Source organism: Bradyrhizobium sp. BRP22, from assembly GCF_020194175.1.
GTDB lineage: Bacteria > Pseudomonadota > Alphaproteobacteria > Rhizobiales > Xanthobacteraceae > Bradyrhizobium.
In genome coordinates, this window is record NZ_JADYVX010000012.1 from 86,403 (window position 1) to 111,027 (window position 24,625).

Annotated in this window: 21 protein-coding genes; 5 read left to right on the top strand and 16 right to left on the bottom strand. The window is 65.1% G+C overall.

The annotated features are described in order from the left end of the window. Positions 1-338: 338 nt before the first annotated feature. Both ppdK and I6F35_RS17625 read right to left on the bottom strand, forming a co-directional pair. Positions 339-3,287, bottom strand: coding sequence for a pyruvate, phosphate dikinase (gene ppdK, locus I6F35_RS17620; RefSeq protein ID WP_225118954.1), 2,949 nt, complete (start codon positions 3,285-3,287; stop codon positions 339-341). A 94-nt stretch (positions 3,288-3,381) separates the two neighbouring features. Continuing rightward, positions 3,382-3,537, bottom strand: a complete 156-nt coding sequence (locus tag I6F35_RS17625) for a DUF3096 domain-containing protein (protein ID WP_080663951.1) — start codon at positions 3,535-3,537, stop codon at positions 3,382-3,384. Positions 3,538-3,880: 343 nt separating this feature from the next. Between I6F35_RS17625 and I6F35_RS17630 the strand changes: the two genes are divergently transcribed. Then, positions 3,881-4,237, top strand: a complete 357-nt coding sequence (locus tag I6F35_RS17630) for a DUF1236 domain-containing protein (RefSeq protein WP_225118955.1) — start codon at positions 3,881-3,883, stop codon at positions 4,235-4,237. A 112-nt stretch (positions 4,238-4,349) separates the two neighbouring features. On the opposite strand, the gene I6F35_RS17635 is transcribed toward I6F35_RS17630, so the two are convergent. The 7 genes from I6F35_RS17635 to I6F35_RS17665 all read right to left on the bottom strand — a co-directional run bounded on the left by I6F35_RS17635 (position 4,350) and on the right by I6F35_RS17665 (position 11,257). Then, the gene (locus I6F35_RS17635) at positions 4,350-5,438 is read right to left on the bottom strand and encodes a hypothetical protein (RefSeq protein WP_225118956.1); all 1,089 of its coding nucleotides are present in this window, start codon (positions 5,436-5,438) and stop codon (positions 4,350-4,352) included. Positions 5,439-5,645: 207 nt separating this feature from the next. Next, positions 5,646-7,760, bottom strand: a complete 2,115-nt coding sequence (glyS, locus tag I6F35_RS17640) for a glycine--tRNA ligase subunit beta (RefSeq protein ID WP_225118957.1) — start codon at positions 7,758-7,760, stop codon at positions 5,646-5,648. Next, entirely contained in the window at positions 7,760-8,695 is a 936-nt protein-coding gene (locus tag I6F35_RS17645) for a glycine--tRNA ligase subunit alpha (RefSeq protein ID WP_225118958.1), read from the bottom strand. The genes glyS and I6F35_RS17645 overlap by 1 nt, the downstream gene beginning before the upstream one ends. 115 nt (positions 8,696-8,810) lie before the next feature. After that, entirely contained in the window at positions 8,811-9,002 is a 192-nt protein-coding gene (locus I6F35_RS17650; RefSeq protein WP_225119047.1) for a hypothetical protein, read from the bottom strand. A gap of 111 nt (positions 9,003-9,113) precedes the next feature. Continuing rightward, positions 9,114-10,025, bottom strand: a complete 912-nt coding sequence (locus tag I6F35_RS17655; protein WP_225118959.1) for a S49 family peptidase — start codon at positions 10,023-10,025, stop codon at positions 9,114-9,116. Between the two features lie 235 nt (positions 10,026-10,260). Beyond that, entirely contained in the window at positions 10,261-11,037 is a 777-nt protein-coding gene (locus tag I6F35_RS17660) for a methyltransferase (RefSeq protein WP_225118960.1), read from the bottom strand. Beyond that, positions 11,030-11,257 (bottom strand): DUF2007 domain-containing protein, encoded by a 228-nt coding sequence (locus I6F35_RS17665; protein ID WP_225118961.1) that lies wholly within the window; start codon positions 11,255-11,257, stop codon positions 11,030-11,032. Before I6F35_RS17665 ends, I6F35_RS17660 begins: the two co-directional genes overlap by 8 nt. 166 nt (positions 11,258-11,423) lie before the next feature. Here I6F35_RS17665 and I6F35_RS17670 point away from each other — a divergent pair, with 166 nt between their 5' ends. Next, positions 11,424-12,434, top strand: coding sequence for a polyprenyl synthetase family protein (locus tag I6F35_RS17670; protein WP_225118962.1), 1,011 nt, complete (start codon positions 11,424-11,426; stop codon positions 12,432-12,434). A 230-nt stretch (positions 12,435-12,664) separates the two neighbouring features. On the opposite strand, the gene I6F35_RS17675 is transcribed toward I6F35_RS17670, so the two are convergent. The 3 genes from I6F35_RS17675 to I6F35_RS17685 all read right to left on the bottom strand — a co-directional run bounded on the left by I6F35_RS17675 (position 12,665) and on the right by I6F35_RS17685 (position 17,331). Then, on the bottom strand, positions 12,665-13,552 hold the full coding sequence (locus I6F35_RS17675) for a 4-(cytidine 5'-diphospho)-2-C-methyl-D-erythritol kinase (protein WP_225118963.1): 888 nt from the start codon (positions 13,550-13,552) through the stop codon (positions 12,665-12,667). A 27-nt stretch (positions 13,553-13,579) separates the two neighbouring features. Next, positions 13,580-15,364 (bottom strand): tetratricopeptide repeat protein, encoded by a 1,785-nt coding sequence (locus tag I6F35_RS17680; RefSeq protein ID WP_225118964.1) that lies wholly within the window; start codon positions 15,362-15,364, stop codon positions 13,580-13,582. Between the two features lie 308 nt (positions 15,365-15,672). Beyond that, a complete protein-coding gene (locus I6F35_RS17685) occupies positions 15,673-17,331 on the bottom strand; it encodes an electron transfer flavoprotein-ubiquinone oxidoreductase (RefSeq protein ID WP_225118965.1) in 1,659 nt (552 codons plus the stop codon). A gap of 141 nt (positions 17,332-17,472) precedes the next feature. Here I6F35_RS17685 and I6F35_RS17690 point away from each other — a divergent pair, with 141 nt between their 5' ends. Continuing rightward, positions 17,473-18,303: a uracil-DNA glycosylase gene (locus I6F35_RS17690; RefSeq protein ID WP_225118966.1), complete on the top strand. Its 831-nt coding sequence runs from the start codon at positions 17,473-17,475 to the stop codon at positions 18,301-18,303. Positions 18,304-18,405: 102 nt separating this feature from the next. Here I6F35_RS17690 and I6F35_RS17695 read toward each other — a convergent pair whose 3' ends face one another. The 3 genes from I6F35_RS17695 to I6F35_RS17705 form a co-directional block, all read right to left on the bottom strand. Then, positions 18,406-19,911, bottom strand: a complete 1,506-nt coding sequence (locus I6F35_RS17695) for a glycosyltransferase family 39 protein (RefSeq protein ID WP_225118967.1) — start codon at positions 19,909-19,911, stop codon at positions 18,406-18,408. An 85-nt stretch (positions 19,912-19,996) separates the two neighbouring features. Next, on the bottom strand, positions 19,997-20,740 hold the full coding sequence (locus tag I6F35_RS17700; protein ID WP_225118968.1) for a ribonuclease HII: 744 nt from the start codon (positions 20,738-20,740) through the stop codon (positions 19,997-19,999). 81 nt (positions 20,741-20,821) lie between these two features. Further along, on the bottom strand, positions 20,822-21,985 hold the full coding sequence (locus I6F35_RS17705; RefSeq protein ID WP_225118969.1) for a PA0069 family radical SAM protein: 1,164 nt from the start codon (positions 21,983-21,985) through the stop codon (positions 20,822-20,824). A gap of 161 nt (positions 21,986-22,146) precedes the next feature. Between I6F35_RS17705 and I6F35_RS17710 the strand changes: the two genes are divergently transcribed. Next, positions 22,147-22,728 carry a glycosyl transferase gene (locus tag I6F35_RS17710; RefSeq protein WP_225118970.1) on the top strand — a complete coding sequence of 194 codons (582 nt, stop codon included), beginning with the start codon at positions 22,147-22,149 and terminating at the stop codon, positions 22,726-22,728. Positions 22,729-22,905: 177 nt separating this feature from the next. Further along, positions 22,906-23,829 carry a helix-turn-helix domain-containing GNAT family N-acetyltransferase gene (locus I6F35_RS17715; RefSeq protein WP_225118971.1) on the top strand — a complete coding sequence of 308 codons (924 nt, stop codon included), beginning with the start codon at positions 22,906-22,908 and terminating at the stop codon, positions 23,827-23,829. Positions 23,830-24,055: 226 nt separating this feature from the next. Here I6F35_RS17715 and moaB read toward each other — a convergent pair whose 3' ends face one another. Then, a complete protein-coding gene (gene moaB / locus I6F35_RS17720) occupies positions 24,056-24,619 on the bottom strand; it encodes a molybdenum cofactor biosynthesis protein B (protein ID WP_225118972.1) in 564 nt (187 codons plus the stop codon). Between the last annotated feature and the right edge of the window lie 6 nt (positions 24,620-24,625).

Sequence of the window (24,625 nt, forward strand, 5' to 3'; positions counted from 1 at the left end):
TTCTTGGGATGAGGATTCGGAGCGGGGGTTACAGTTCGATTTCAGCACGCAGAAAGTTGGGTTACGGCTGTAACGCGTCCTGCCTTTGCGAGCGGATCCGGCAAGAAATGGCCGGGAAAGCCCGGCCATTTTCAGTTAGAGCGTTTTCGAGCGAAGCGGACACCGGTTCGCGTGAAGAAAACGCGTGAAAACAAGAATCTAGAGCTTCGGTTCTGATTCAATCAGAACCGAAAATGCTCTAGCGCGAAGAGATGATATTCGACCAGACCTGCGCTCCCTCTCCCGCTTGCGCCACAAGCAAGCGGGAGTGGCAAAGCGAGTTTGCGGAGGGACTTATCTCACGCCTGGCTGGCGATCGCCTTGCCGAGCGCGGCTTGGGCTGCGGCGAGCCGCGCGATCGGCACGCGGTAGGGCGAGCAGGAGACATAGTCGAGGCCGACCTCGTGGCAGAACGCAACGGAGGCGGGATCGCCGCCGTGCTCGCCGCAGATGCCGACCTTCAGGTTGGGCCGTGTCTTGCGGCCGCGCTCCACGCCGATCTTGACGAGCTCGCCGACGCCATCGCGATCGACCGAAATGAAAGGATCGATTTCGAGGATGCCCTTGGCGATATAGGTGCCGAGGAAGCTGGCGGCGTCGTCGCGGCTGATGCCATAGGTGGTCTGGGTCAGGTCGTTGGTGCCGAAGGAGAAGAACTCGGCGGTCTCGGCGACCTTGCCGGCCATCAGGCAGGCGCGCGGCAGCTCGATCATGGTGCCGACCTGGTAGGTCAGCTTGGCGCCGGTCTCCTTCATCACCGCATGCGCGGTGGCGTCGATCCGGCCCTTCACCAGGTCGAACTCGGCCTTGGTGGCGATCAGCGGCACCATCACCTCGAGGCCAACGGCCTTGCCGGTGCGCTTGCCTGCCTCGACCGCGGCCTCAAAGATCGCACGCGCCTGCATCTCGGCGATCTCGGGATAGGCGATCGCAAGACGGCAGCCGCGGAAGCCGAGCATCGGGTTGAACTCGGCCAGTTCGCGGGCGCGGTCGGCAAGCCGGCGCGGATCGGTGTTCATCGCGCGCGCGACTTCCTCGATCTCGGCCTGGGTGTGCGGCAGGAACTCGTGCAGCGGCGGATCGAGCAGGCGGATCGTGACGGGGAGGCCCTTCATGATCTCGAACAACTCGACGAAGTCGGCGCGCTGCATCGGCAGCAGCTTCGACAACGCGGCGCGGCGCGATTGCTCGTCTTCCGACAGGATCATCTCGCGCACCGTGCGGATGCGCGTCTCCTCGAAGAACATGTGCTCGGTGCGGCAGAGGCCGATGCCCTCGGCGCCGAACTTCACCGCGGTGCGCGCATCGTCAGGCGTGTCGCCGTTGACGCGGACACGCAGCCGGCGGACGTCGTCGGCCCAGCCCATCAGCGTGCCGAACTCGCCGGACAGCTCCGGCTCGATCATCGGCATGCGCCCGGCCAGCACCTGGCCGATCCCGCCATCGATGGTGATGACGTCGCCTGCCTTGAAGGTGCGTGAGCCGACGCTCATCGTGCCGCGACCGTAATCGACGCGGATGGCGCCGCAGCCGGAGACGCAGGGCTTGCCCATGCCGCGCGCCACCACCGCGGCATGCGAGGTCATGCCACCGCGGGTGGTCAGGATGCCCTCGGCCGCGTGCATGCCGTGGATGTCTTCCGGACTGGTCTCGACACGGACAAGGATGACCTTGCGGCCATCGGCCTGCAGCTTGGCGGCTTCGTCGGAGGAGAACACGATCTCGCCGGACGCCGCGCCCGGCGAGGCCGGCAGGCCGGTGCAGATGATATCGCGCGTCGCTGCCGGATCGATGGTCGGATGCAGCAACTGGTCGAGCGAAGCCGGATCGATCCGCGTCACCGCATCTTCCTTCGAGATCAGTCCTTCATTGGCGAGCTCGACGGCAATGCGCAGCGCCGCCTTCGCGGTGCGCTTGCCGCCGCGGGTCTGCAGCATCCACAGCTTGCCCTGCTCGACCGTGAACTCCATGTCCTGCATGTCGCGGTAGTGCTTTTCGAGCAGCGTGTAGATCCGCGTCAGCTCCTTGAAGGCGTCGGGCATCGCGGTCTCCATCGACGGCTTGTCGGAGCCGCTCTCCTGGCGCGCGTATTCCGTGATGTCCTGCGGCGTGCGGATGCCGGCGACGACGTCCTCGCCCTGCGCGTTGATCAGGAATTCGCCGTAGAGCTTGCTCTCGCCGGTCGAGGGATTGCGGGTGAAGGCGACGCCGGTTGCCGACGTCTCGCCCATATTGCCGAACACCATCGCCTGCACGTTGACGGCGGTGCCCCAGGATTCCGGAATGTCGTGCAGCTTGCGATAGGTGACCGCGCGCGCATTCATCCACGAGGAGAACACGGCGCCGATCGCACCCCACAACTGGTCGTGCGGATCCTGCGGGAACGGATGGCCGGTCTCGCGCTCGACCGCTTCCTTGTACTTGCCGACCAGCTCCACCCAGTCGTCGCCGGTCAGGTCGGTGTCCAGCGAATAGCCCTGGCTGTCCTTGAAGGCATCGAGGATGTCTTCGAAATGATGGTGCTCGAAGCCCAGCACCACGTCCGAGTACATCGTGATGAAGCGGCGGTAGCTGTCATAGGCAAAACGGCGATCCCCGGAGAGATCGGCCAGCGCCTCCACGGTCTGGTCGTTCAGCCCAAGGTTGAGCACAGTGTCCATCATGCCCGGCATCGAGGCGCGGGCGCCGGAGCGCACCGAGACCAGCAGCGGGTTCTTGGCATCGCCGAAGACCTTGCCGGTCAATTTGCCGACATATTCCAGCGCCTTCTCGACCTGCGCCTTCAGCTCTTTCGGATAGGTTTTCTCATGCTCGTAGAAGTAGGTGCAGACCGAGGTCGGGATCGTGAAGCCGGGCGGCACCGGCAGACCCAGATTGGCCATCTCGGCGAGGTTGGCGCCCTTGCCGCCGAGGAGATCGCGCATCTCGGCTTTGCCCTCGGCCTTGCCGTCGCCGAAGGTAAAGACCCATTTGTTGGGCTTGATCGCCGCCGCGGCCGGCTTTGACACCGGCGCCTTGGTCACGGACTTCACGGCCGGCTTGGCGGGCGCCTTAACAGCAGCCTTAGCAGCCGGCTTGGCGGGCGCTTTGGCAGGAGCTTTGACCGGAGCCTTCGCCGCCACTTTTGGCGCGCTCTTCTTCAGCGCCTTTCGGGCCGCCGGGGCGGCCGCACGGGCCGGGGCGGATGGCTTTGATTTCGCTGCGCTTTTCTCTGCTGCTTTCTTGGACTTCGCGACGGCTTTGGCCATGGCTCTCAACAATCCGGATGGAGGGGCAAGAAGAAGATGCGCGCCTTACACCACTTTGGTGTGGCGGGCGCAAGCTGCGAACGGCCTTTCGATTCTACAAATGCAACCAGCGCAAAAGGCCCATGCCGACCAAGCCCACGAAGATCAGGTAGATCGCGACGATGAAGTTCAAGAGCCGCGGCATGACCAGGATCAGAATGCCCGCGATCAGGGCCACGATGGCAGGAACATGCGCAGCGGTGATGACCATTTTAAGAAGCTCCAGCGGATGTGTTCGGGAAATCGAATCGAGGCGGGCATTGTACCGGCATCACGTTTTCGAGCGAAGTGGTACCGCTCTCTCATGAAGAAAACGCGTCAAATCCAGCATTCCCCACCGGGCCAACACGGCCAGCATTGGAGACGTTCGACGGTTCAATCGGTTCCGCCATTCACGAAAATTGCTCGAAATTGCCACGGATACGTCCGCGCTTTTTGCGGAACATCGGCGCGCGCGATGCATTGGCCCAGCATTGTGCATCGGCAAAAGCCGGCACGCGGTGTTCCCAAGGGTAACACCAGCTCAAGCAAAAGTCGTCGCAAAGGAGTGAGCCATGCGAAACAGATTATTTGCCGTTGCAGCGATGGCGTGCGCGATCGGTGCGCCAGTCGCGGCGCAGGCGCAGACCACGACCGGCGTCGTCGGCGGTAACACCGTGGTGGTCGAAGAAGGCGGCGGAATCACGGTGGATCAGCGACCGGCATTTCGTGAATATGTCGTGCGAGAACGCGTGCCGAACTACACGGTCCCCGATCGTGTGGTGGTCGGCGCCGTGCTGCCCGATACCGGCGTGACAGTCTACGACGTACCGCAGCGCTTCGGCTCAACCCCGTTCCGCTACACCGTCGTGAATGGCGAGACCGTCCTGGTCGAGCCGCGCTCGCGTCGCATTGTTCAGGTGATCGACTAACCCTGACGTGAGCGAGTAGTCCGGGCGCTACGCAAGCGGATGTGCGTGACAGCGACCGGACCCAAGAGCCCCGCCTGGCCCTCCCCTCCAGGCGGGGCTTTGCTTTCTCGGCTTACGATCGCAGCATCGACAGCAGTGTCGAGGTCGACTTGTAGTTCTTGATTGCGGCATCCTGGAATTCGGGCGTCCAGTTCGCAGCCAGCCGCTCTTCGCCGCTCATCGAGGAATAGGCTTGCAGGATGCCGAGACTGAGCTGGCGCGGATCTCCGGTCGATTGGCTCTGCTTCAGCGCGTCGAGCACGGAGGCGCGCGTTCGCGCATTCAACTCCTGCTTGGCGGCATAGACCTCCTCTCCGGAGAAGCGACTGTCCTGGTTCAGCGCGATCGCCGACAGCGAGCGATTGTCGAGCGGGGACAGATCGGCCAATTGTCCGGTCTTGCGGCGGGGGTCATAGACCAGCTCCTTGCCGTTGCTCGCGGCCTCGCTCTTCTGGCGGTCGAGAAACGCGCGCACGTCGCTGGCGAGATCGCCGAAGTTGCGGCTCTGGCCCGTCGCGGGGCTGGCCGTGCCGGCGAGCGCGGCCGCGATCGGATCGCCGGCAGTCCCTGACGGCGCCACTGTCGGGTCGGTCTGCGTCGCCTGATAACCCTTGAATACGGCGGCGCGCTGGGCGGCCCAGGTCGCCGTCGCCTTCTCTTCCGGGCTCGCGCCGTCGAGATAATCCAGCGCCGCCTTGTAGCTGACATTGTAGTCGCCGGTCAGGCGCGTGGTTGCCAGCGATGGCGCCAGCGCGGCATCGAAGCGCTGCTTCAATTCGCCTGCCGCGACCGCCTGCTCATCGGGACTGAACTTGCCGCCATTGTTGGTCGAGATCGCAAACAGCGCGCGGCGATCCAACGTCGAAAGATCAATCGTGGTCTTGCCATTGACCAGCGGTCCCTTGACGCCAGCCGCCGCATAGAGCCGGTCGAGCGTTGAGCGCGCGTCGTTCGTGACCGTCGTGAAGTCAGGCAGCGATGCTTTTGCCAATTGCGCACGGGCCGCCTCCGACAAGGTCAGGTTGGTCGCGCTGCCGCCGAGCGGATCGCTGTTTGCGCTGTCATTGGACAGTGTCGTCGCCAGCGACGGCGTCGCCGTTGCCCGCACATAGGCCGAACCATATTGGGCGTAAGGATTGAGCGCCGTGCCGATGGAAGTCATCGGTAAATTCCTGCGTTTGCGCGCGGGTGATGTCTTAAGAAACCGTTCACCCGTCGCGACATTGGCAGGACGTGGTTAATGAGGGGTAAATGTTGCGGGATATTTCTGGGTGGTGGCGTCATTCCGGGGCGATGCGAAGCATCGAACCCGGAATCTCGAGATTCCGGGTTCGGTCCTACGGACCGCCCCGGAATGACGGCGTCAGGTTCAATCCTGGATCTTGGAGAAATCCGCCACCGCCCGCGTTGCGGCGCGGATCTCATTCAACAGCTTCAGCCGGTTCTCGCGGACCTTCTGGTCGTCGTCATTGACCTTGACCTTGTCGAAGAACGCATCGACCGCCGGCCGCAGCGTCGCCATCACACTCATGGCACCGGCGAAGTCTTCCTGCGCCACGGCTGCACTCGCCTCGCGCTTCACCTGATCGATCGCCTTTGCCAGCGCCTTCTCCTCGTCCTGCCGATAGAGCGACGGATCGGGCGTGCCGTCGAACGTGCGCTTGTCCCGCTTCTCCTCGATCGCGAGGATGTTGCCCGCGCGCTTGGTACCCGCAAGCAGATTCTTGCCGTCGTCAGTGTCGAGGAATTTCCCGAGCGCCTCGACGCGGCGGACGACGAGCAGAAGATCGTCCTGGCCCTCTAGCGCGAAGACGGCATCGACGAGGTCGTGACGTGCGCCCTGATCGCGGAGTTGGACCTTGAGGCGCTCGGCAAAGAAGACCAACAGCGATGGCGCGATAGCAATCGGACTCTCAGCGGCCTTTACAGCGTCGCCCTCAAGGAGCGTGACGACGAATGTCGTGATCGTCTTGATTAGGCTGGTACGAATATCGTTCTCGAGGATAAGGCGGATCACCCCCAGCGCCGCCCGCCTCAGCGCATACGGGTCCTTGCTCCCGGTCGGCTTCTCGTCGATCGCCCAGAATCCGACCAACGTATCGATCTTGTCCGCGAGCGCCACCGCCACGCTTACCGGATCCGTCGGCACGCGATCCGCCGGCCCCTGCGGCTTGTAGTGCTCCTCGCTCGCCGCAGCGACCGACGCATCTTCACCCTGCGCCAGCGCGTAGTATTTCCCCATCAGCCCCTGCAACTCGGGGAATTCGCCGACCACTTCCGTCAGCAAATCCGCCTTCGCCAGACGCGCGGCGCGTTTCGTCTTCTCGACATCGGCGCCGACTAGCGGCGCGATCTCCGCGGCCAATCGCTCGATCCGCTTGATGCGCTCGCCCTGCGTGCCCAGCTTCTCATGGAACACGATCTGGTCGAACTTCGGCAGCCGCTCCTCGAGCCTGGTCTTGAGGTCCGTCTCGTAGAAGAACTTCGCATCACTCAGCCGCGCGCGGATCACGCGCTCGTTGCCGGCGACGATGGCCTTGCCGCCGTCACTGGCCTCGATATTGGCGGTGAGGATGAACTTGTTGGTGAGCTTCCCCGTTCTGGGATCGCTCACCACGAAGCATTTCTGGTTGTTGCGGATGGTGGCGCGGATCACCTCGTCCGGGATCGACAGGAATTCCTTGTCGAACGAACCCATCAACGCCACCGGCCATTCGACGAGGCCGGCGACCTCGTCGAGCAGCCCCTGGTCCTCGACCAATTCAAAATTCTGCGCCTGCGCCAGCGTCTTTGCATCCGCAAGGATCATGTCCTTGCGCGCTTGCGGGTCGAGCACGACCTTGGCCGCGTTCAGCTTGGCCTCGTAGTCATGAAAATGGCGCACGGAGATCGCGCCAGGCGCCATGAAGCGGTGCCCGAACGTGGTCTGCCCCGCCTCGATGCCGTCGACCGAGAAATTCACCACATCCGGCTCCTCGGTCTCGGGACCAAATGTCGCCGTGATCGCGTGCAGCGGGCGCACCCAGGTCAGCGCGCCGGGCCTTGCCGAACGCTCGCCCCAGCGCATCGATTTCGGCCAGGGGAAGGTTCTGATGATGACAGGCAGGATCTCGGCGAGCACGTCGAGCGCGGGCCGCCCCGGCTTCTCGATCAGCGCGATGTAGAAATCGCCCTTCTTGTCGCTCTGGATTTTTGCCTCACTGATCGAGGCGAGACCCGTGGCTTTCAGGAATCCCTGGATCGCGGGCTCGGGCCCGCCGACGCGGGGGCCGCGCCGCTCTTCCTTCAGATCGGGCTGCCGCGCCGGAATGCCGTGCACGGTGAGCGCCAGCCGCCGCGGCGTCGCGAACGCGCGGGCGCCTTCGTAAACCAAGCCCTCGGCCACGAGCTTGTCGGTCACCATGCGGCGCAGATCGTCGGCCGCCTTGGCCTGCATGCGCGCGGGGATTTCCTCGGAAAACAGTTCGAGCAGGAGATCAGGCATCAGGCGGCCCTGCCGGCTTCGGTGTGCACCCAGGCTTCGCCGCAGGCTTTCGCCAGTTCGCGCACCCGCAGGATGTAGCTCTGCCGCTCCGTCACCGAGATCACGCCGCGCGCGTCGAGCAGGTTGAACACGTGGCTGGCCTTGATGCACTGGTCATAGGCCGGCAGCGCCATCAGGTGCTCCCGCTGGTTGCCTCCCTCGCGCCAGCCCGCCGCGAGATATTTCCTGCAGGCTTCCTCGGCCATTCGAAACTGCTCGAACAGCATCGCGGTGTCGGCAATCTCGAAATTATGCCGCGAATATTCCTGCTCGGCCTGCAGGAACACGTCGCCATAGCTCACCTTCTCGGCGCCTTCGCGGCCGTTGAAGTTGAGGTCGTAGACGCGGTCGACGCCCTGCACATACATCGCCAGCCGCTCGAGCCCGTAGGTGAGCTCGCCGGCAACCGGCGCGCACTCGACGCCCGCGACCTGCTGAAAGTAAGTGAACTGCGACACTTCCATGCCGTCGCACCAGCATTCCCAGCCCAGGCCCCAGGCCCCGAGCGTCGGGCTCTCCCAGTCGTCCTCGACAAAGCGGATGTCGTGCAGCGCCGAATCGACACCGATCGCGGCCAGCGATTTCAGATAGAGCTCCTGGATGTCAGGCGGTGACGGCTTCAGGATCACCTGGAACTGGTAATAGTGCTGCAGACGGTTGGGGTTCTCGCCATAGCGGCCGTCCTTCGGCCGCCGCGAGGGCTGCACATAGGCGGCGTTCCAGCGCTTCGGTCCGAGCGCGCGCAGCGTTGTGGCGGGATGGAAGGTGCCGGCGCCGACCTCCATGTCATAGGGCTGCAGGATCACGCAGCCGTAATCCGCCCAGTAGCGCTGCAGCGTCAGGATCAGTCCCTGGAACGAACGTTCCGGGCGCATATGGGCAGGCAGGGCATCCATCGTCGGTATCGGTCTCGCGATGCGGGGGTTGAAAGCGCGCGGACCGTATCGGCGGGAAGACAGGGAATCAAGGCGAGAGGCGGGCCTGCGCCCGCTCCTCAGGATGAGGGCAGCTTTAGCCGGGCCGGTAGGCGCCGGTGACGGGGTCGCGGCGAAGTGTTGGAATCTCGCTCCGGCTGGCAGCCTCGGCCATGCGGGCGCGGCGCGCCTCTTCCAGTTCCTCATTGACCCGCAGCGCCGTGCGATAGGCCCAGCGCACCACGGCAAGCCCGCCCAAAACACCCGCAAATGCGATCATGGCTGGCATCGATCGATCCTTGTCGTCCATCTGTCGGACCCCCAATGCTCGATAGTTTCGCTTAAGCCGGGCTGCGCCGCAATCAACCTTTTGGGACCAAATGGCGCGGACACAGTGATGTCAGAACCCGAATTTGGCCCAGATCGCCCGCGTTTCCAGCGCCGAGATCAAATCGTCAGGCAGTCCTCCGAGCCGATCCAGCGCCGCCAGCGAGCCTGCCCCGGGCGCCCGCCTGCCCAGCAGCCCCGACAACAGCCCGCTCGCGGGGGCGATCACCGGCGTCAGCACCTTCTCGCCATAGCGGGCGTGGAGCGTCGAGCGGAGGTCGCCGATCCCATCGGCGAGGCCGAGCGTAACGGAGGTTTCGCCGGCCCAATATTCACCGGTGAAGAGGACATCATCGGCGCCTTTCAGCCGTGCGCCACGACTCTGTTTCACCAGCGCGATGAAGATCGCGTGAATCTCGCGCTGGATCGTCTTCAGCCGTTCCACCTCTTCGGGCTTCTCGGGCAGGAACGGGTCGAGCATCGCCTTGTGCTCGCCGGCGGTATAGAGCCGCCGCTCGACGCCGATCTTGCGGATCAGTTCCTGGAAACCGAACGTGCCGCCGACCACTCCGATCGAACCGAGGATGGACGACGGGTCGCAGAAGATCTCGTCGCCCGCACAGGCGATCATGTAGCCGCCGGAAGCCGCGACGTCCTCGACGAACACCAGAACCGGGAGCTGCTTTTCGGCGGCGAGCTGGCGGATCCGCAGGTAGATCTGGCGCGACTGCACCGGCGAGCCGCCGGGCGAATTGATCACCAGCGCCACCGCCTTGGCGTTGCGGATCGCAAACGCGCGTTCGAGCGTTTTCGCGATACCGGCGAGCGTCATGCCGGGGCGGAGCGGCGTCACCGCGCCGATCACGCCGGACAGCCGCACCACCGGCACCACGGCCGTGCCGCGCCGAAACCGCGCCGGGAGCCAGGCTTCGAGCCTGTCGAAGAGGCCCGACAGTCCGGGGCGATCAATTCTTTGTTCACTCATTCCCGTTACCTCGAATTAACCGTTTTTTATCCCACCACTGTCATCCAGTGAATGGAACGCCCCCTGCAACGCGATGTTCTGGCTGCAAGCTCGCAGCGGAGAGCAAGATGAAAATCTATCTGCTGATACTGCTGATCGGTACCCTGCTCACGGCGGTTCACTTCACCGCGGCGCCCGAACGGCAATCGGATACGCTCCCGCAGCAGTAGACCACGTCCACCGTCCGGCATCTTCTTCACCCGGCAAGCGGCAATATCCCTTTCCCCATCAGGCTCTCCTGAACCCCTTTGTTCGGCACGCCTTGCTCATCATTGAGCACCAGCGCGGCATGGAGTCGCGTCGGGGCGCGCCCGCCTTTGACCGCGCGCAGCAGAATGCGGCCCGCCACCGTGGTCACATCAGCGTGAACGGGCAGAATCTCGAGGCTGCCGAACCCGCGATCCAGCGCAGCCAGCACCTCGGCAATGCCATCGGCGCGCCAGATCAGCGTCAATTCTCCCCGGGATTTCAGGATGCGTCGCGCTGCACGGATCCAGCTCTCCAGGGTCGTCGCCGACGCCACATGTGCGACCTCGCGCGCTTTGTCCGGCGAAGCGCGGTGGCGTCTGGAATCGTTAAACGGCGGATTCATCAGCACGACATCGACGCTGTCGGGCGGCAGGCGGGCAGCGGCGAACGCCTCCGCCGATGCTTCGACGTCGAGCACGATCACATCGGCGGCAATCGCATTGGCGGCCGCATTCCCTCGCGCCAGTGCAGCGAGCTCCGCGTCGATCTCGACCAGCACCAGGTCGATGCCGGCAACGCGTTTGGCCAGCGCAAGGCCGGCGGCGCCGACGCCCGCGCCGAGGTCGACGACGCGATCGCCGTGTCGCGCGCGCGTCGCGGCCGCGAGCAGCATGGCGTCATGTCCGGCGCGGTGGCCGGACCTGAGCTGTCGCAGCAGCAATCGTCCGCCGAGAAAAGCGTCCTCGGTGACGACGTCACCGTGCCCGGTGACGTGTTCACTCATCGGCGCGCAATTCATGCGCGTAACCCGCGTCAGTCAGCAGCTTGCGCGCCGCGCGGTTGTCGTCCTCATGGACCAGGATCCGCCGCGGCAGGATGCCGAGCGATCCCTCGATGACGCTCATGTTCTGGTCCAGCACCAGATGATGGATGTCGGCGCTGTCGAGCAATGCGGTGATCGCGGACACCAGTACCATGTCATTGGTTCGGACCAATTCTCGCAAGCGTTCGTTCTCCATGTTCAGCCCAGCGCAGACCATGCGACAGATGTCAACAGCTTCATACCCTTGCCGCCCCAGCGCGCAGTTTCTATTGTAGTCCTGAGGTGCAGTGATCGATTGCCGGATCACGCCCTAGGATAGTGTGGTTTCGGCAAATTTGGAGACCAGCGTGGCGGTTATTGTCCCTTTTGAAAACCCGTCGAACGCTTCGATAGACCCGCTGGTCGCCCTGGTCGCCGCCGACATGGAACGCGTCAACGCGGCCATTCTGGCGCGAACCGGCTCCGAGGTCACGATGATCCCGGAGGTCGCCAACCACCTGATCTCCTCCGGGGGCAAACGCCTGCGGCCGATGCTGACATTGGCGATGGCCCAGCTCTCCGGCTATTCCGGCGACGGCCATATCAAGCTCGCCGCCGCGGTGGAGTTCATGCATACCGCGACGCTGCTGCATGACGACGTGGTCGACGAAAGCGAGCTGCGGCGCGGCAAATTGTCGGCACGGATGCTCTGGGGCAACGAGGCCAGCGTCCTGGTCGGCGACTTCCTGCTCGGCCAGGCCTTCCGCATGATGGTCGAGGTCGGCTCGCTGCGCGCGCTCGACATCCTCTCCTCCGCCGCCGCCACCATCGCCGAGGGCGAGGTGATGCAGCTTGCCGCGGCGAAGAACACCGCGACCACCGAGGATGAATATCTGGCCGTGATCCGCGGCAAGACCGCGGAACTGTTCGCGGCCGCCTGCGAAGTCGGCCCCGTCATCGCCAACCGGCCGAAGCCGGAGCAGACCGCGTGCCGCTCCGCCGGCATGAACCTCGGCATCGCCTTCCAGCTCGTCGACGACGTGCTCGACTATGGCGGCAAGTCCGCCAAGCTCGGCAAGAACGTCGGCGACGATTTCCGCGAAGGCAAGATCACGCTGCCGGTGGTGCTGGCCTTCCGCCGCGGCAATGACAGCGAGCGCGAGTTCTGGGTCAGAGCGCTGGAGCGCGGCGAAATCCGCGGCGGCGATCTCGACCACGCCATCGGCTTGATGACGAAGCACCGCGCGCTCGAGGACACGCTGACCCGCGCCCACCACTACGGCGCGATGGCGGTCGACGCGCTGGCACTATTCCCGGCCTCACCGATGAAGACCGCCCTCGAACAGGTCGTGGCCTTCTGCCTGGCGCGCTCGCATTGAGCGATCAGCAGGATGGGGAGAGCGAAGCGAAACCCATCGGTGCTTGCGGCACAATGATGGGTTCGCTTCGCTCTACCCATCCTGCGATTTACGCGAGCCGTTAGACCCTCATGGTGAGGAGCGCCGAACGCGCGTCTCGAACCATGAGGCCCCGCCGTGGCCTCGCCCTTCGAGACGCCTGCTTCGCAGGCTCCTCAGGGTGAGGGGATAGATGAGCGGGTTGCGCTACTTCAGCTCAGCACGCCCGAATGCACCCACCATGTCGGGTGCTCGCGGCGCAGCTGTTCGGCCGCGCGCTGGGCGTCGGCGGTGTTCTCGTAGATCGCAAAACAGGTGGCGCCGGAGCCGGACATCCGCGCGAGCCAGGCGCCGTTGGTGGCGTTGAGCGCCGAGATCACTGTGCCGATCACTGGCTGGATGCGCACCGCAGGCGCCTCCAGATCGTTCGAGCTGGCGGCAAGCGCCTCGACCCACTCCTCGAGCGAGCCGCCGTGCTCGGGCCAGGGCGGCGCCTGCAGCACCACGTCGGTGGCGCCGACCAGGAGGTCGCCGGGGCGCAAGCCAAGCGCCGCGAACACGTCCCTGGTGGCGACGGGAATCCGCGGATTGACCAGCACGCAGGGCAGCTTTGGCAGGTTCAATGGCATCAGCGTCTCGCCGACCCCGGTCATGTCGCAGGCGTGCGAGGCGACGCAGACCGGCACGTCGGCACCGGTTTTCAGCGCGACCTCGCGCAGCCGCTCATCGTCGAGGGCAAGATCGTTGAGCCGCGCGAGCAGCCGCAGCGCCGCCGCGGCATCGGCCGAACCGCCGCCGATCCCGGCGGCCACCGGCAACACTTTCTCCAGCGCAAAGCGGCCGGTCTTCAGGCCGGGAACGCGTTCACCGAGCAGCCGCGCCGCCTTCAGCACAAGATTATCAGCGGTCTCGCCGCAGGCTTCCGCCATCGGCCCTGAGGTCGTGAGCGTGAGTTCTTCGCCCGGCGTCAGCGTCAGGCGATCGGCGCAATCGGCGAACGCCACCACGCTTTCGAGGTCGTGATAGCCGTCGACGCGCCGCCCGATCACCCGCAGGGTCAGGTTGACCTTGGCACGCGCGTCCTCAATCAGTGCCGTCATCGGCGAAGCGCCCCCAATCTCTTTCGATCAGCCGCCCTTGCCGTCTTCCTTCTTCTTCTCGACGGCAGCGGCGTTATTGGAGGCGTCTTCGGGCAGGCCGTTCTCGATCTTGGCTTCGATCTTCGGCAGCTCTTCCGCCTCCGGCTTGAGATCGCGCGCATGGGCCCACTGGAACTTGGCTTCCAGCGTGCGGCCGACCCGCCAATAGGCGTCGCCGAGATGGTCGTTGATGGTCGGATCTTCAGGCTTGAGATCGATCGCGCGCTCGAGCTGCTTCACGGCCTCGTCGTAATTGCCGATGCGGTAATAGGCCCAGCCGAGCGAATCCACGATGTAGCCGTCGTCGGGCCGCTGCTCGACGGCGCGCTTGATCATCTTCATGCCCTCGTCGAGATTGATGCCCTGATCGATCCAGGAATAGCCGAGATAGTTCAGCACATGCGGCTGCTCGGGCTGCATCTCCAGCGCCTTGCGCATGTCGGCTTCAGCCTTGGTCCACTGCTTGGAGCGCTCCTCGCAGATGCCGCGGTAGTAGTAGGTGACCCAGGCGTTCTTGTCGCCGGCCGTCGGCATCGCATCGATCGCCTGCGTATAGGTGCCCGCGCAATCGGCGAATTTCTTGCGGCCACGCTCGATATTGCCGAGCGCCATGATGGCCTCGATGTCCTTCGGAGATTCGCCGGTGACGTCCTTGAGGATCTTGATCGCCTCTTCGCTGCGGTCGGCGGCGTCGAGATTGGTCGCGAGCTGGATCTGCGCGTTGCGCTTCAGCGGCGATGAGGCCGGCACGCGCTCATACACCTTGATCGCCATCTGCGGCTTCTTCACGCTCTCGTAGAGGTCCGCGAGCGAGAGCAGCGCCAGCGGATGGTTGGGCTGCAGGTACAGCGCAAGCTGCAGATAGACCAGCGCCAGATCCTCACCGCCGCGGCGCGTCAGCGTCGCGCCGATGCCATAGAGCGCTTCGGCCGCACCGGCCTGCGCCGATTCGACCAGCGGCGGCAGCTTCTTGCCGGCCTTGCTCTCGCGGATGCCCTCCTGCACCAGCGGATGGCGCGGCAGCTTCTTGTCGAAGGCCTCATAGAGCGAAGTCGCGGCAGCCGCATCCTTGTTGCGCGACGACCAGCGCGCATATTCGTCCACGATCCGCAGCATGGAATCGTCGAGCTTGTAGGCCCGTTCGAAGCGGGTGCCCGCGTCCTTCTCCTTGCCCGACAGCTCCAGGATCATGCCGGCGTGGAGATCCTTGAACAGCGGATACCATTCCGGACCGGTGAGCTTGTCGATGTTGGCGACCGCGGCCTTGGCGTCGCCCGCGCCATAGCTCGCCCAGCTCGCCAGCAGCGTCGCGACCAGGTCGGTGATCGGTCCGCGGATCGACTGGTTGATGTTGAGCTGCGCGGCTGCGTATTTCTTCAGCTTCAGGTCGCGCACGCCGACGACGAGCCGCGCAACGCGGTTCGACTTGTCCTGCGCGAGAATGCGATCGGCGAGCTTGACGGCCTCGTCGATGTCGCCTTCCGCCAGCGATGAGATGAAGGCGCGGTCGAGCAATTCGTTGTTCTTCGGATCAGTGCGAAGTGCCGAGCGGTAAAATGCCGCAGCGGACGCCGCGTCGCGCTCGACGCTGGCGTGGCGGGCGGCGAGATAGCTCCCGGCGGTCGTCAGCGATTTGAGGTCGTTCTTGGTCGGAAACTGCGCCGCGTTATCGGCGGGATGATCCGGCGTCTGCGCGGAGAGCGCGCCAGGCGCGGCGAGCACGGCCAGGCTGAGAGCAGCAATCGTCCAGCGGTTAAAGCGTGTTGAAAGCATCACGGTTCGCCTTGCTCCAAAGGATTTACGGCGGGATTTTTACGGCGGCGATCTCTTAGGATCAGTGTCGAATGCGAACCCAAGCGGCGGCATCCCGGCCAGCGACAATGCCGTTTTTGTCCTTCAACCGCAAGGACACGGGTGGCGAATCGATTGGCAGATGGCCTTTGAAGCCGCCGATTTAGCCAACAATACCGGAAAACGCTTCCAGTGTGGCGGTATCGTGGCCGCCCTGTCGGATTATCGGGGCGCCCACTCACACAATTGTGGTTGCCCTGCCTCCTCCATCGCTGCTTGTACCGGCCCCGTCACATCGCCTCATAGTTGGGCCCGCCGCCGCCCTCCGGCGGAACCCAGGTGATGTTACCATTGGGGTCCTTCACGTCGCAGGTTTTGCAGTGGACGCAGTTCTGCGCATTGATCTGGAAGCGCGGACCTGAAGCTTCCTCGACCCATTCATAGACGCCGGCCGGGCAATAGCGGTTGGACGGGCCGGCGAAGACGTCGTGCTCCGAGGTCTTCTGCAGGTTCATGTCGGCGACCTTGAGATGAACCGGCTGGTCCTCTTCATGGTTGGTGTTGGACAGGAACACTGACGAGAGCTTGTCGAATGAAATCTTGCCGTCCGGCTTCGGATAGGCGATCGGCTGGTGGCTCTTGGCCGGATCCAGTGTCTTGCGATCGGGCTTGGCGTGCGATTGGGTTCCGAACAGCGAGAAGCCAAAAGTGTTGCACCACATGTCGAGGCCGCCAAGCGCGACGCCAATGACGGTGCCGAATTTCGACCACAGCGGCTTGACGTTGCGGACCCGATGCAGGTCCTTGCCGACGGCGGAGTCGCGCCAGGCGTTTTCATACTCCACCAGTTCATCATTGGCGCGGCCGGCGCCGATCGCCGCCGCAACATGCTCGGCGGCGAGCATGCCGCTGCCCATCGCGTTGTGAACGCCCTTGATGCGCGGCACGTTGACGAAGCCCGCCGCGCAGCCGATCAGTGCGCCGCCCGGGAAGGTCAGCCGCGGCACCGACTGATAGCCGCCCTCGGTGATGGCGCGCGCGCCATAGGCGAGCCGCTTGCCGCCTTCGAACACGGGCCGGATCGAGGGATGCGTCTTGAAGCGCTGGAATTCGTCGAACGGCGACAGATACGGATTGTCGTAATTGAGGTGCACGACGAAGCCGACGGCGACGCGATTGTCGTCATAGTGATAGAGGAAGGAGCCGCCGCCGGTGGAATTGCCGAGCGGCCAGCCGAACGAATGCTGGATCAGGCCCTTCTTGTGCTTGGCGGGATCGATCTGCCACACTTCTTTCAGGCCGATGCCGAATTTCGGCGGCTCGCTCTTGGCGTCGAGCTGGTACTTCGCAATGAGCTGCTTCGACAGGCTGCCGCGCGCGCCTTCGGCGAACAGAGTGTATTTGCCGACGAGCTCCATGCCGCGGGTATAGGAGTCCTTGTGCGAGCCGTCCCTGGCGATGCCCATGTCGCCGGTGGCGATGCCGCGCACATTGCCGTTGTCGTCATAGAGCACTTCGGCGGCAGCAAAGCCCGGATAGATCTCGACGCCCAGCGCTTCCGCCTTCGGCGCCAGCCAGCGGCAGACATTGCCGAGCGAGCCGATATAGCAGTGATGGTTGTTCATCAGAGGCGGCATGATGAAGTTCGGCAGCCGGATCGCGCCGGCGGCCGTCATCCAGTAGAAGCGATCGTCCTTCACCTGCGTCTTCAGCGGACAGTCGGCGTCCTCGCGCCAGTCCGGAATCAATTTGTCGAGCGAGACCGGGTCGATCACCGCGCCGGAGAGGATATGCGCGCCGACCTCGGAACCCTTCTCCACTACAACGATGCTGAGGTCGGGATTGAGCTGTTTCAGCCGGATCGCAGCCGCAAGGCCCGACGGTCCGGCGCCGACGATCACGACGTCGAATTCCATGGATTCGCGGGGCGGTAGTTCTTCGCTGCTCATGATCTCTTCAGCCCGGTTGAGAACGCTTCTAATTCGTTAGGCTGCGTTGTTTCCGATTTTTGCCGCGAGGACAACCGTTGAAATGCATTTCGCGACGGCGCGATACATCCTAAATTGCGGGCGGAGGACTTGTATCCCACGATGACGCCCGAGCCCGCCCCTACGTTGAAGCAATTGCTGGCCTTTTATCTCGAGGCCGGGGTCGATTGCGCGCTCGGCGACGAGCCGGTCAACCGGCTCGCGGAGCTTGAGCCTGTTCCCGCCGCGCCGCCGCGCGAGGTGGCGCCGCCGCGTGCGACGCGGGAGCCGCCGCTAGCGGCGGCAGTTCCGCGCAGCGAAATCGCCATCACGCCGGATGCGGCAATTGCATCCGCGCGCGAGGCGGCACGGACCGCGCCGACGCTGGAGGCGCTGCGGACGCTCCTGGAGAATTTCGACGGCTGCGCGCTGAAGCATACCGCGACGAGACTGGTGTTTGCCGACGGCAATCCGGAGGCGCGGGTGATGTTCGTGGGAGAAGCGCCGGGTCGCGACGAGGACATCGAAGGGCTGCCCTTTGTCGGCCGCTCCGGCAAGCTGCTGGACCGGATGATCGCGGCGATCGGGCTCGACCGCGGCAAGGCCTATATTGCCAACGTGATCCCGTGGCGGCCGCCGGGCAATCGCACGCCGACGCCGCAGGAGACGCAGGTCTGCCTGCCCTTCATCCAGCGCCAGATCGAGCTGGTAAATCCCGACGTGCTGGTCACGCTCGGCAATCCCTCGACGCAGGCGCTGATCGGAACGCGCGAAGGCATCATGCGCACCCGCGGCAAATGGTTCGACTACGACACCGGCACGCGGGTGATCCGCGCCATCGCCACCTTCCACCCCGCCTATCTCCTGCGCTCGCCCTCCTACAAGCGAATGTCGTGGCAGGATCTCCGCGCCATCGCGAAGGCATTGGGGCAGCAAGGTTCTTCCTCATCCTGAGTCTCAGAGACTCCGTCATTCCGGGATGGTGCGTAAGCACCAGACCCGGAATCTCGAGATTCCGGGTTCGATGCTTCGCATCGCCCCGGAATGACAGGGCAGTTACGGCCCCTTCGGCCGCACGATGGCCCAGCCGATCCTGAGCAGCGGCTGCCGGCCGTTGACCAGCCATTCGAACGAGCGCGGCACTTCCGGCACCAGGCCGGGGAAACGTTGCGCGATCTCGGGCGGCGGGGTGCCCGACGTGTCGGACGCGCGCCAGACAATCACGCCCCCGGTCTCGCTGAACTTGGCCGGCGAGAGCCACGGCGTCCGCGGCTTTCCGTCGAGCAACAGATGCGGGCGCTGCGGGTCCATCGCGATCAGGCGCGCCAGTTCGGGATCGCCGGCCACTGCGCGCAGCCGCTGGTTGGTGCGCCGCTCGAAACTGTCGACAAAGAAATGCCCGATCGCAACCGCCGGCATCGAGGTCCGCACTTCGGCCGTGTCAGTCCAGGGCACGAACAGCGTCGCCGCGACGACGGCCAGCGCCGGCGCGGCAATCGTCGCCGCCCAGGCCGAGCGCAACAGCCGCTGGCGGTAGAGATGGATGAGATCGCCGGCGTTGACGATCACGGCCAGTCCCGACAGCAGCAGCGCGACACCCGCGCCGCCGACCACGTGGTCGAGTTTGTACAGGCCGGCGAGCAGGCCGCCGATCAGCGCCGGCGCGAAGGCGAAGAAATAGACGAACTGCCGCCCCAGCGGATCGACCGGCGCCCGATAGATGATCGGCGCCTCCTCCGGCTTGCGGGCGAACCAGGGGGAATTGAGGACGAGGAGCAACGCGATGCCGACCATCGACACCACGAGCCCACCAAGCAGGACGCCGGAGCGCATCACCCGCGCGCGCAAATCCGCGACCTCAGGCAGCAGCGGCAGCATCAGGCCATCCGACCGCATCAGCCAGATCAGATAAGGCAGCGCCAGCACGATCACCACGAGCAGCGCGAACAGCGGATCGAATGACGCCAGCGTGCGGCGTCCGCGCGGGGTCGCGAGCGCAAAGGCCACGACCAGAAGAATCATGCCGATCGCCACCGGCGTCGTCAGCAACAACAGGCCGCAATCGATCGACCAGGCAAACCAGGCGCTGCGCCGGTTCTCGCCGAACAATTGCCAGGAATGCAGCAGCAACAGCGCCCAGAGCGGGCGGGCCAGCACCAGCGGGCCGAACTCGAGGCCGGGCGAGGAGAAGGCGGTGACCGTCATCGTCAGCAGCACCGCGAGCACCGCCTGCTGTCCGCCGACGATGCCGCGGCCAAGGTGATAGAGGCTGACGAAGGTTGCGACCGCGCAAATCTGCGCCAGCAGATAGACGCCGAAGACGTGATTGCCGGCGGCGCGGAACGCGATGTCGGCGAGCCAGAACGCGAGCGGCGGACCGAGATCAGTGCCGACCTGGTACTCGCGGCCGAAGGCGAGCACGGTCGCGACGTCGCCAGGCGGGCTGCGATAGATCAGGAGCGGCACGAGCAGCCACAGCGCCGCCTGCGCCAGCACCACGATCCAGACCACGAGCCGCGGCCGGGCGCGGATCAGTTCGACGACCAGGGAAGTGAAACGCATGCGCCCTAAATGCCCCGAACCAGCCCTGAGTACCTCAGCCAATCCACTGGCTTGATAAAGGCCGCAGGCGATCGAAGCAACCGCCCTAGGCGGCGGTCGCCTCGGCCTCGATTGTCGGGTCCACCGTGAAGAGATCAGGGTCGACCGTTTCCGGAAAATGCTTCCGCCGGGCGGCGATCACGGGCGCAAAGAAGCTGCGGTGATGCGCGCTTGGGCCGAGACGATCCAGCGCCTCCAGATGTTCCGGCACCGCATAGCCCTTGTGCTGCTCGAAGCCATAGCCGGGGCAATCCAGCGCCAGCGCGCACATCAGCCGGTCCCGCGTCACTTTGGCGATGATCGAAGCGGCCGCGATCGACATCACGATTCCGTCGCCGCCGATCACAGCCTCGCAATCGCAGGTCACGGCGACCTTGTCGCGGCCATCGACGAAGACATGCTTGGGCGCTTCGGGCAGCGCCGCCACAGCGCGCGCCAGGGCCCAGAGCGAGGCGCGCAGGATATTGTCGCGATCGATTCGCGCCGGCGAGGCGAAGGCGACCGCGAACGCCGACGTCGCGCAGATCTGCGCGAACAGCTCTTCGCGCCGCTCCGGCGTCAGCCGCTTCGAATCATCGATGCCTTTCGGGATCCGCTTGGGGTCGAGCACGACAGCCGCGGCCACCACGGGGCCTGCCAGCGGGCCGCGCCCGGCCTCGTCGCAGCCGGCAACCGGCCACACCCCGCGCTTGATCAGCGCGCGCTCGCGCCGAAAGCTCGGCGGCGTCACCGCGATGACGCCCTTCGCCGGTTTGACCGGCTTTTTCTTCTCGGACTTGTCCCGAATCATGGGCGCGACTGTGCTTAAGCAGCCGCACCTGCGCAACCGGGAACCCGGTGCTCGTCCCCATTATTCAATGGCGGGGGTGTCTTAGAATAGGCTCAATTGCTCGCCGTTCGGCTTCGGCTTGACGAAATGATCGGTGGTCAGCTTGGAGCGTCGCTTGTTCAGCCCCAACTTTTCGCAGGCGATCTCGAACCGGCGGCCGATCATCCAGGCCATCGGCCCGGTGCCCTTCATCCGCGTACCCCATTGCGAGTCGTAGTCGCGCCCGCCGCGCATGTCGCGGATCAGAGTGAAGACGTGGCGGTAGCGGTCGGGATAGTTCGCGAGCAGCCATTCCCGGAACAGGTCGCGCACCTCCAAAGGCAGCCGCAGCAGCACGTAGCTTGCTTCCCTGGCGCCGGCATGCGCCGCCGCATCGAGGATGCGCTCGATCTCGGAATCATTCAGCGCAGGGATCACGGGGGCGACCATCACGGTGGCGGGGATGCCGGCATCCGCCAATCGCTTGATCGCCTCCAGCCGCTTCGGCGGCGTCGAGGCGCGCGGCTCCATGGTACGCGCCAGCTTGGCGTCGAGCGTCGTCACCGACAGCGCGACCTTGACCAGGTTGCGCCGCGCCATCCGCTGCAGGATGTCGATATCGCGCGTCACCAGCGCCGATTTGGTGACGATGCCGACCGGATGGCCGGCCCGCTCCAGCACTTCGAGGATGCCGCGCATGATCTTGTGTTCGCGCTCGATCGGCTGGTACGGATCGGTGTTGGTGCCGATCGCGATCATGCGCGGCTCATAGCCCGGCGCCGCGAGCTCTTTCTCGAGTAACGCCGGCGCATCGGGCTTGGCGAGCAGCTTCGATTCGAAATCCAGTCCCGGCGACAGGCCGAGATAGGCGTGCGTCGGCCGCGCGAAGCAGTAGACGCAGCCATGCTCGCAGCCGCGATAGGGATTGATCGACCGGTCGAAGCCGATATCGGGCGAATCGTTGCGCGCGATCACCTTGCGCGAAGTGTCGAGCGAGACGGTGGTCTTGAACGGCGGCAGCTCTTCCAAGCTCTGCCAGCCATCGTCGAAGGCAACGCGCGCCTCGGCCTCATAGCGGCCGCTGGCGTTGGATTGCGCGCCGCGGCCGCGCCGCCGTTCGCGCTCGATCGCGACGGCGAGTTCGGGAAACGCGGGGGGCGCACCCGCCGGTGTGGAGGGCGCCGTCACCGGCGGGTGCTTGAGGGCATGAGAGGATGCTCGGCTCATGTTCCCAAGCTAGCATGCCTAGAGAACAAATCAAGAACACATTCGCGAAATTCCACAACGGGCTGCCACAAAAATCTGCAGGCTTACGGCTGTTTTGACTGTGACAAGGTGATAACAGTTTTCGAGCTTTTCACCATTTTGAGCTGACGAAGCCGCTGTTGATGCTGAGCGTGATTATTCCGACCGAGGGCGACGAGCGGGCCGCGGTCGCGACACTCGCGGCGCTGGTTCCGGGCGCCGCGGCCGGACTCGTGAAAGAGGTGCTGCTGGTCGATCGCGCCAAGGATGGTGCCAAGACCGGCGTGATCGAGCGCGTCGCCGATGTCGCCGGCTGCCGCTTCATGGCGTTCGACGGCACGCGCGCCGCCGCGCTGGCGGCCGGCGCCCGCCAGGCACGCTCGCCGTGGCTGATGTTCCTGCATGCCGGCGCCGTGCTCGACAGCGGCTGGATCGAGGAAACCTCCCAGTTCATCCAGGGCGTCGCGATGAGCGGCCGGCCGCGGGCCGGCATCTTCCGCTACGCCCGCTCGCCCTATGCCGACACCAGCCTGCGCGACAGCTTCAAATTCGTCGCACGCATGCTGACCGGGCCGACCGCCGAACAGGGCCTCCTGATCGCGCGCGATCATTATGAGCAGCTCGGCGGCTACCGCCCCGATGCCCGCCGCTCCGAAGCGCGGCTGTTGCGGCAGCTCGGCCGCTCCTCCCGCACCATGCTGCGCAGCCGGATCGTGGTAGCGTAGAACGTCTCCCGTCATTCCGGGATGCGCCGAAGGCGCAGGCCCGGAATCCATCGGGCCGCACACCGTGCAGATGAATGGATTCCGGGTTCGCGCCGTTGGCGCGCCCCGGAATGACAGCGCTGGATACTTGCTAAAGTCAAACAATTATTTGACAATGGCAACTATCGAGGTGCCTCCATGTCAGAGCCGGATTCCGAAACACACGTCGCCGCGGTGCGGGCGTTCAACCGCTTCTACACCCGCAAGCTCGGCGTCCTCGACCAGCATCTATTGCAAAGCCCGTTCTCGCTCAGCGAGGCGCGGGTGCTCTACGAGCTCGCTCATCGCGAGGAGATATCGGCGAAGCAGATCGGAACCGAGCTCGGGCTCGATCCCGGCTATCTCAGCCGCATCCTCCAGAAATTCGACGAGGATGGGCTTCTGACCCGAACGCCCCTCGCCTCCGACCGCCGGCAATACCAGCTCGGCCTCACCGCGAAAGGACGGCAGACCTTTGCCAGGATCAACCGCGCCTCGCATGACGAGGTCGCGGCAATGCTGATGCGGCTTGCGCCGGACGATCGCGCGCGCCTGACGGCCGCAATGGGCACGATCGAGCGGCTGCTCGGCGAGGCCGCACCCCCGCGCGCGGTGCTGCGCGATCCCCGCCCGGGCGACATGGGCTGGGTGGTGCAGAGCCAAAGCGTGCTCTACGCCAGCGAATATGGCTTCGATTCATCCTACGAGGCACTGGTTGCCGAGATCGTCGCAAAATTCCTGACCTCGTTCGAAGCCTCGCGCGAACGTTGCTGGATCGCCGATCTCGAGGGGACGCCGGTCGGTTCGGTGTTCCTGGTCAGGCACTCCGACGACGTAGCCAAGCTGAGGCTGCTCGCGGTCGACCCGGCCGGGCGGGGACAGGGGCTCGGCAAGCGGCTGGTCGGCGAATGCATCAGCTTCGCCAAGGCCTGCGGCTACCGCAAAATCACGCTGTGGACCCAGAGCATCCTGATCGCCGCGCGAAAAATCTATCAGGACGCCGGCTTCGTGCTGGTGAAGAGCGGGCCGCACCGCAGCTTCGGGCAGGATCTCGTCGGCGAGACCTGGGAGCGGACGCTGTGAGGCTCGCGCGCCGCCATTCACCGCGGCGCGTCACTGCGGAGCTGCTTGCCTTCCATATCAGGCGAGCGCACGCGCTCCGCACCGAGGCTTATCGAGACATGATGCGTGCGTTGTGGGAGTGGTTGTATCTCCGCCGTCATTCCGGGGCATCGCGCAGCGATGAACCCGGAATCTCGAGATTCCGGGTTCGCGCTTCGCGCGCCCCGGAATGACGGCGGCGGTGGAACTAAGCCGTCGCGCCCTGCGCCTTGGGCCGCCGCAGGTGCTCGTCCAGCCGCGGCATGATCTCGACGAAATTGCAGGGGCGCGTGCGGTAGTCGAGCTGCGCGGCCAGGATGCCGTCCCAGCCGTCGCGGCAGGCGCCGGGCGAGCCCGGCAGGCAGAAGATGTAGGTCGCGCCCGCGACGCCCGCGGTGGCGCGGCTCTGGATCGTCGAAGCGCCGATCTTGGCGTGGCTCAGCACGTGGAAGGCGATCGAAAAACCGTCCATCCGCTTTTCGAACAGCGGCTCGATCGCTTCCGGCGTCACGTCGCGGCCGGTGAAGCCGGTGCCGCCGGTGGTGATGATCGCATCGATGCCGGCGTCTGCGATCCAGCGCCTGATCACGGCGCGGATCGCCTCGACATCGTCGGTGACGATCTCACGCGCTGCGAGCTTGTGGCCGGCGGCGGTGAGACGGTCCGCCAGCGTCGTTCCGGACTTGTCGTCGGCGAGCGTGCGGCTGTCGGAAATCGTCAGCACCGCGATGTTGAGCGGAATGAACGGTTTTGATTCGTCGATCGAGGCCATGGTGAA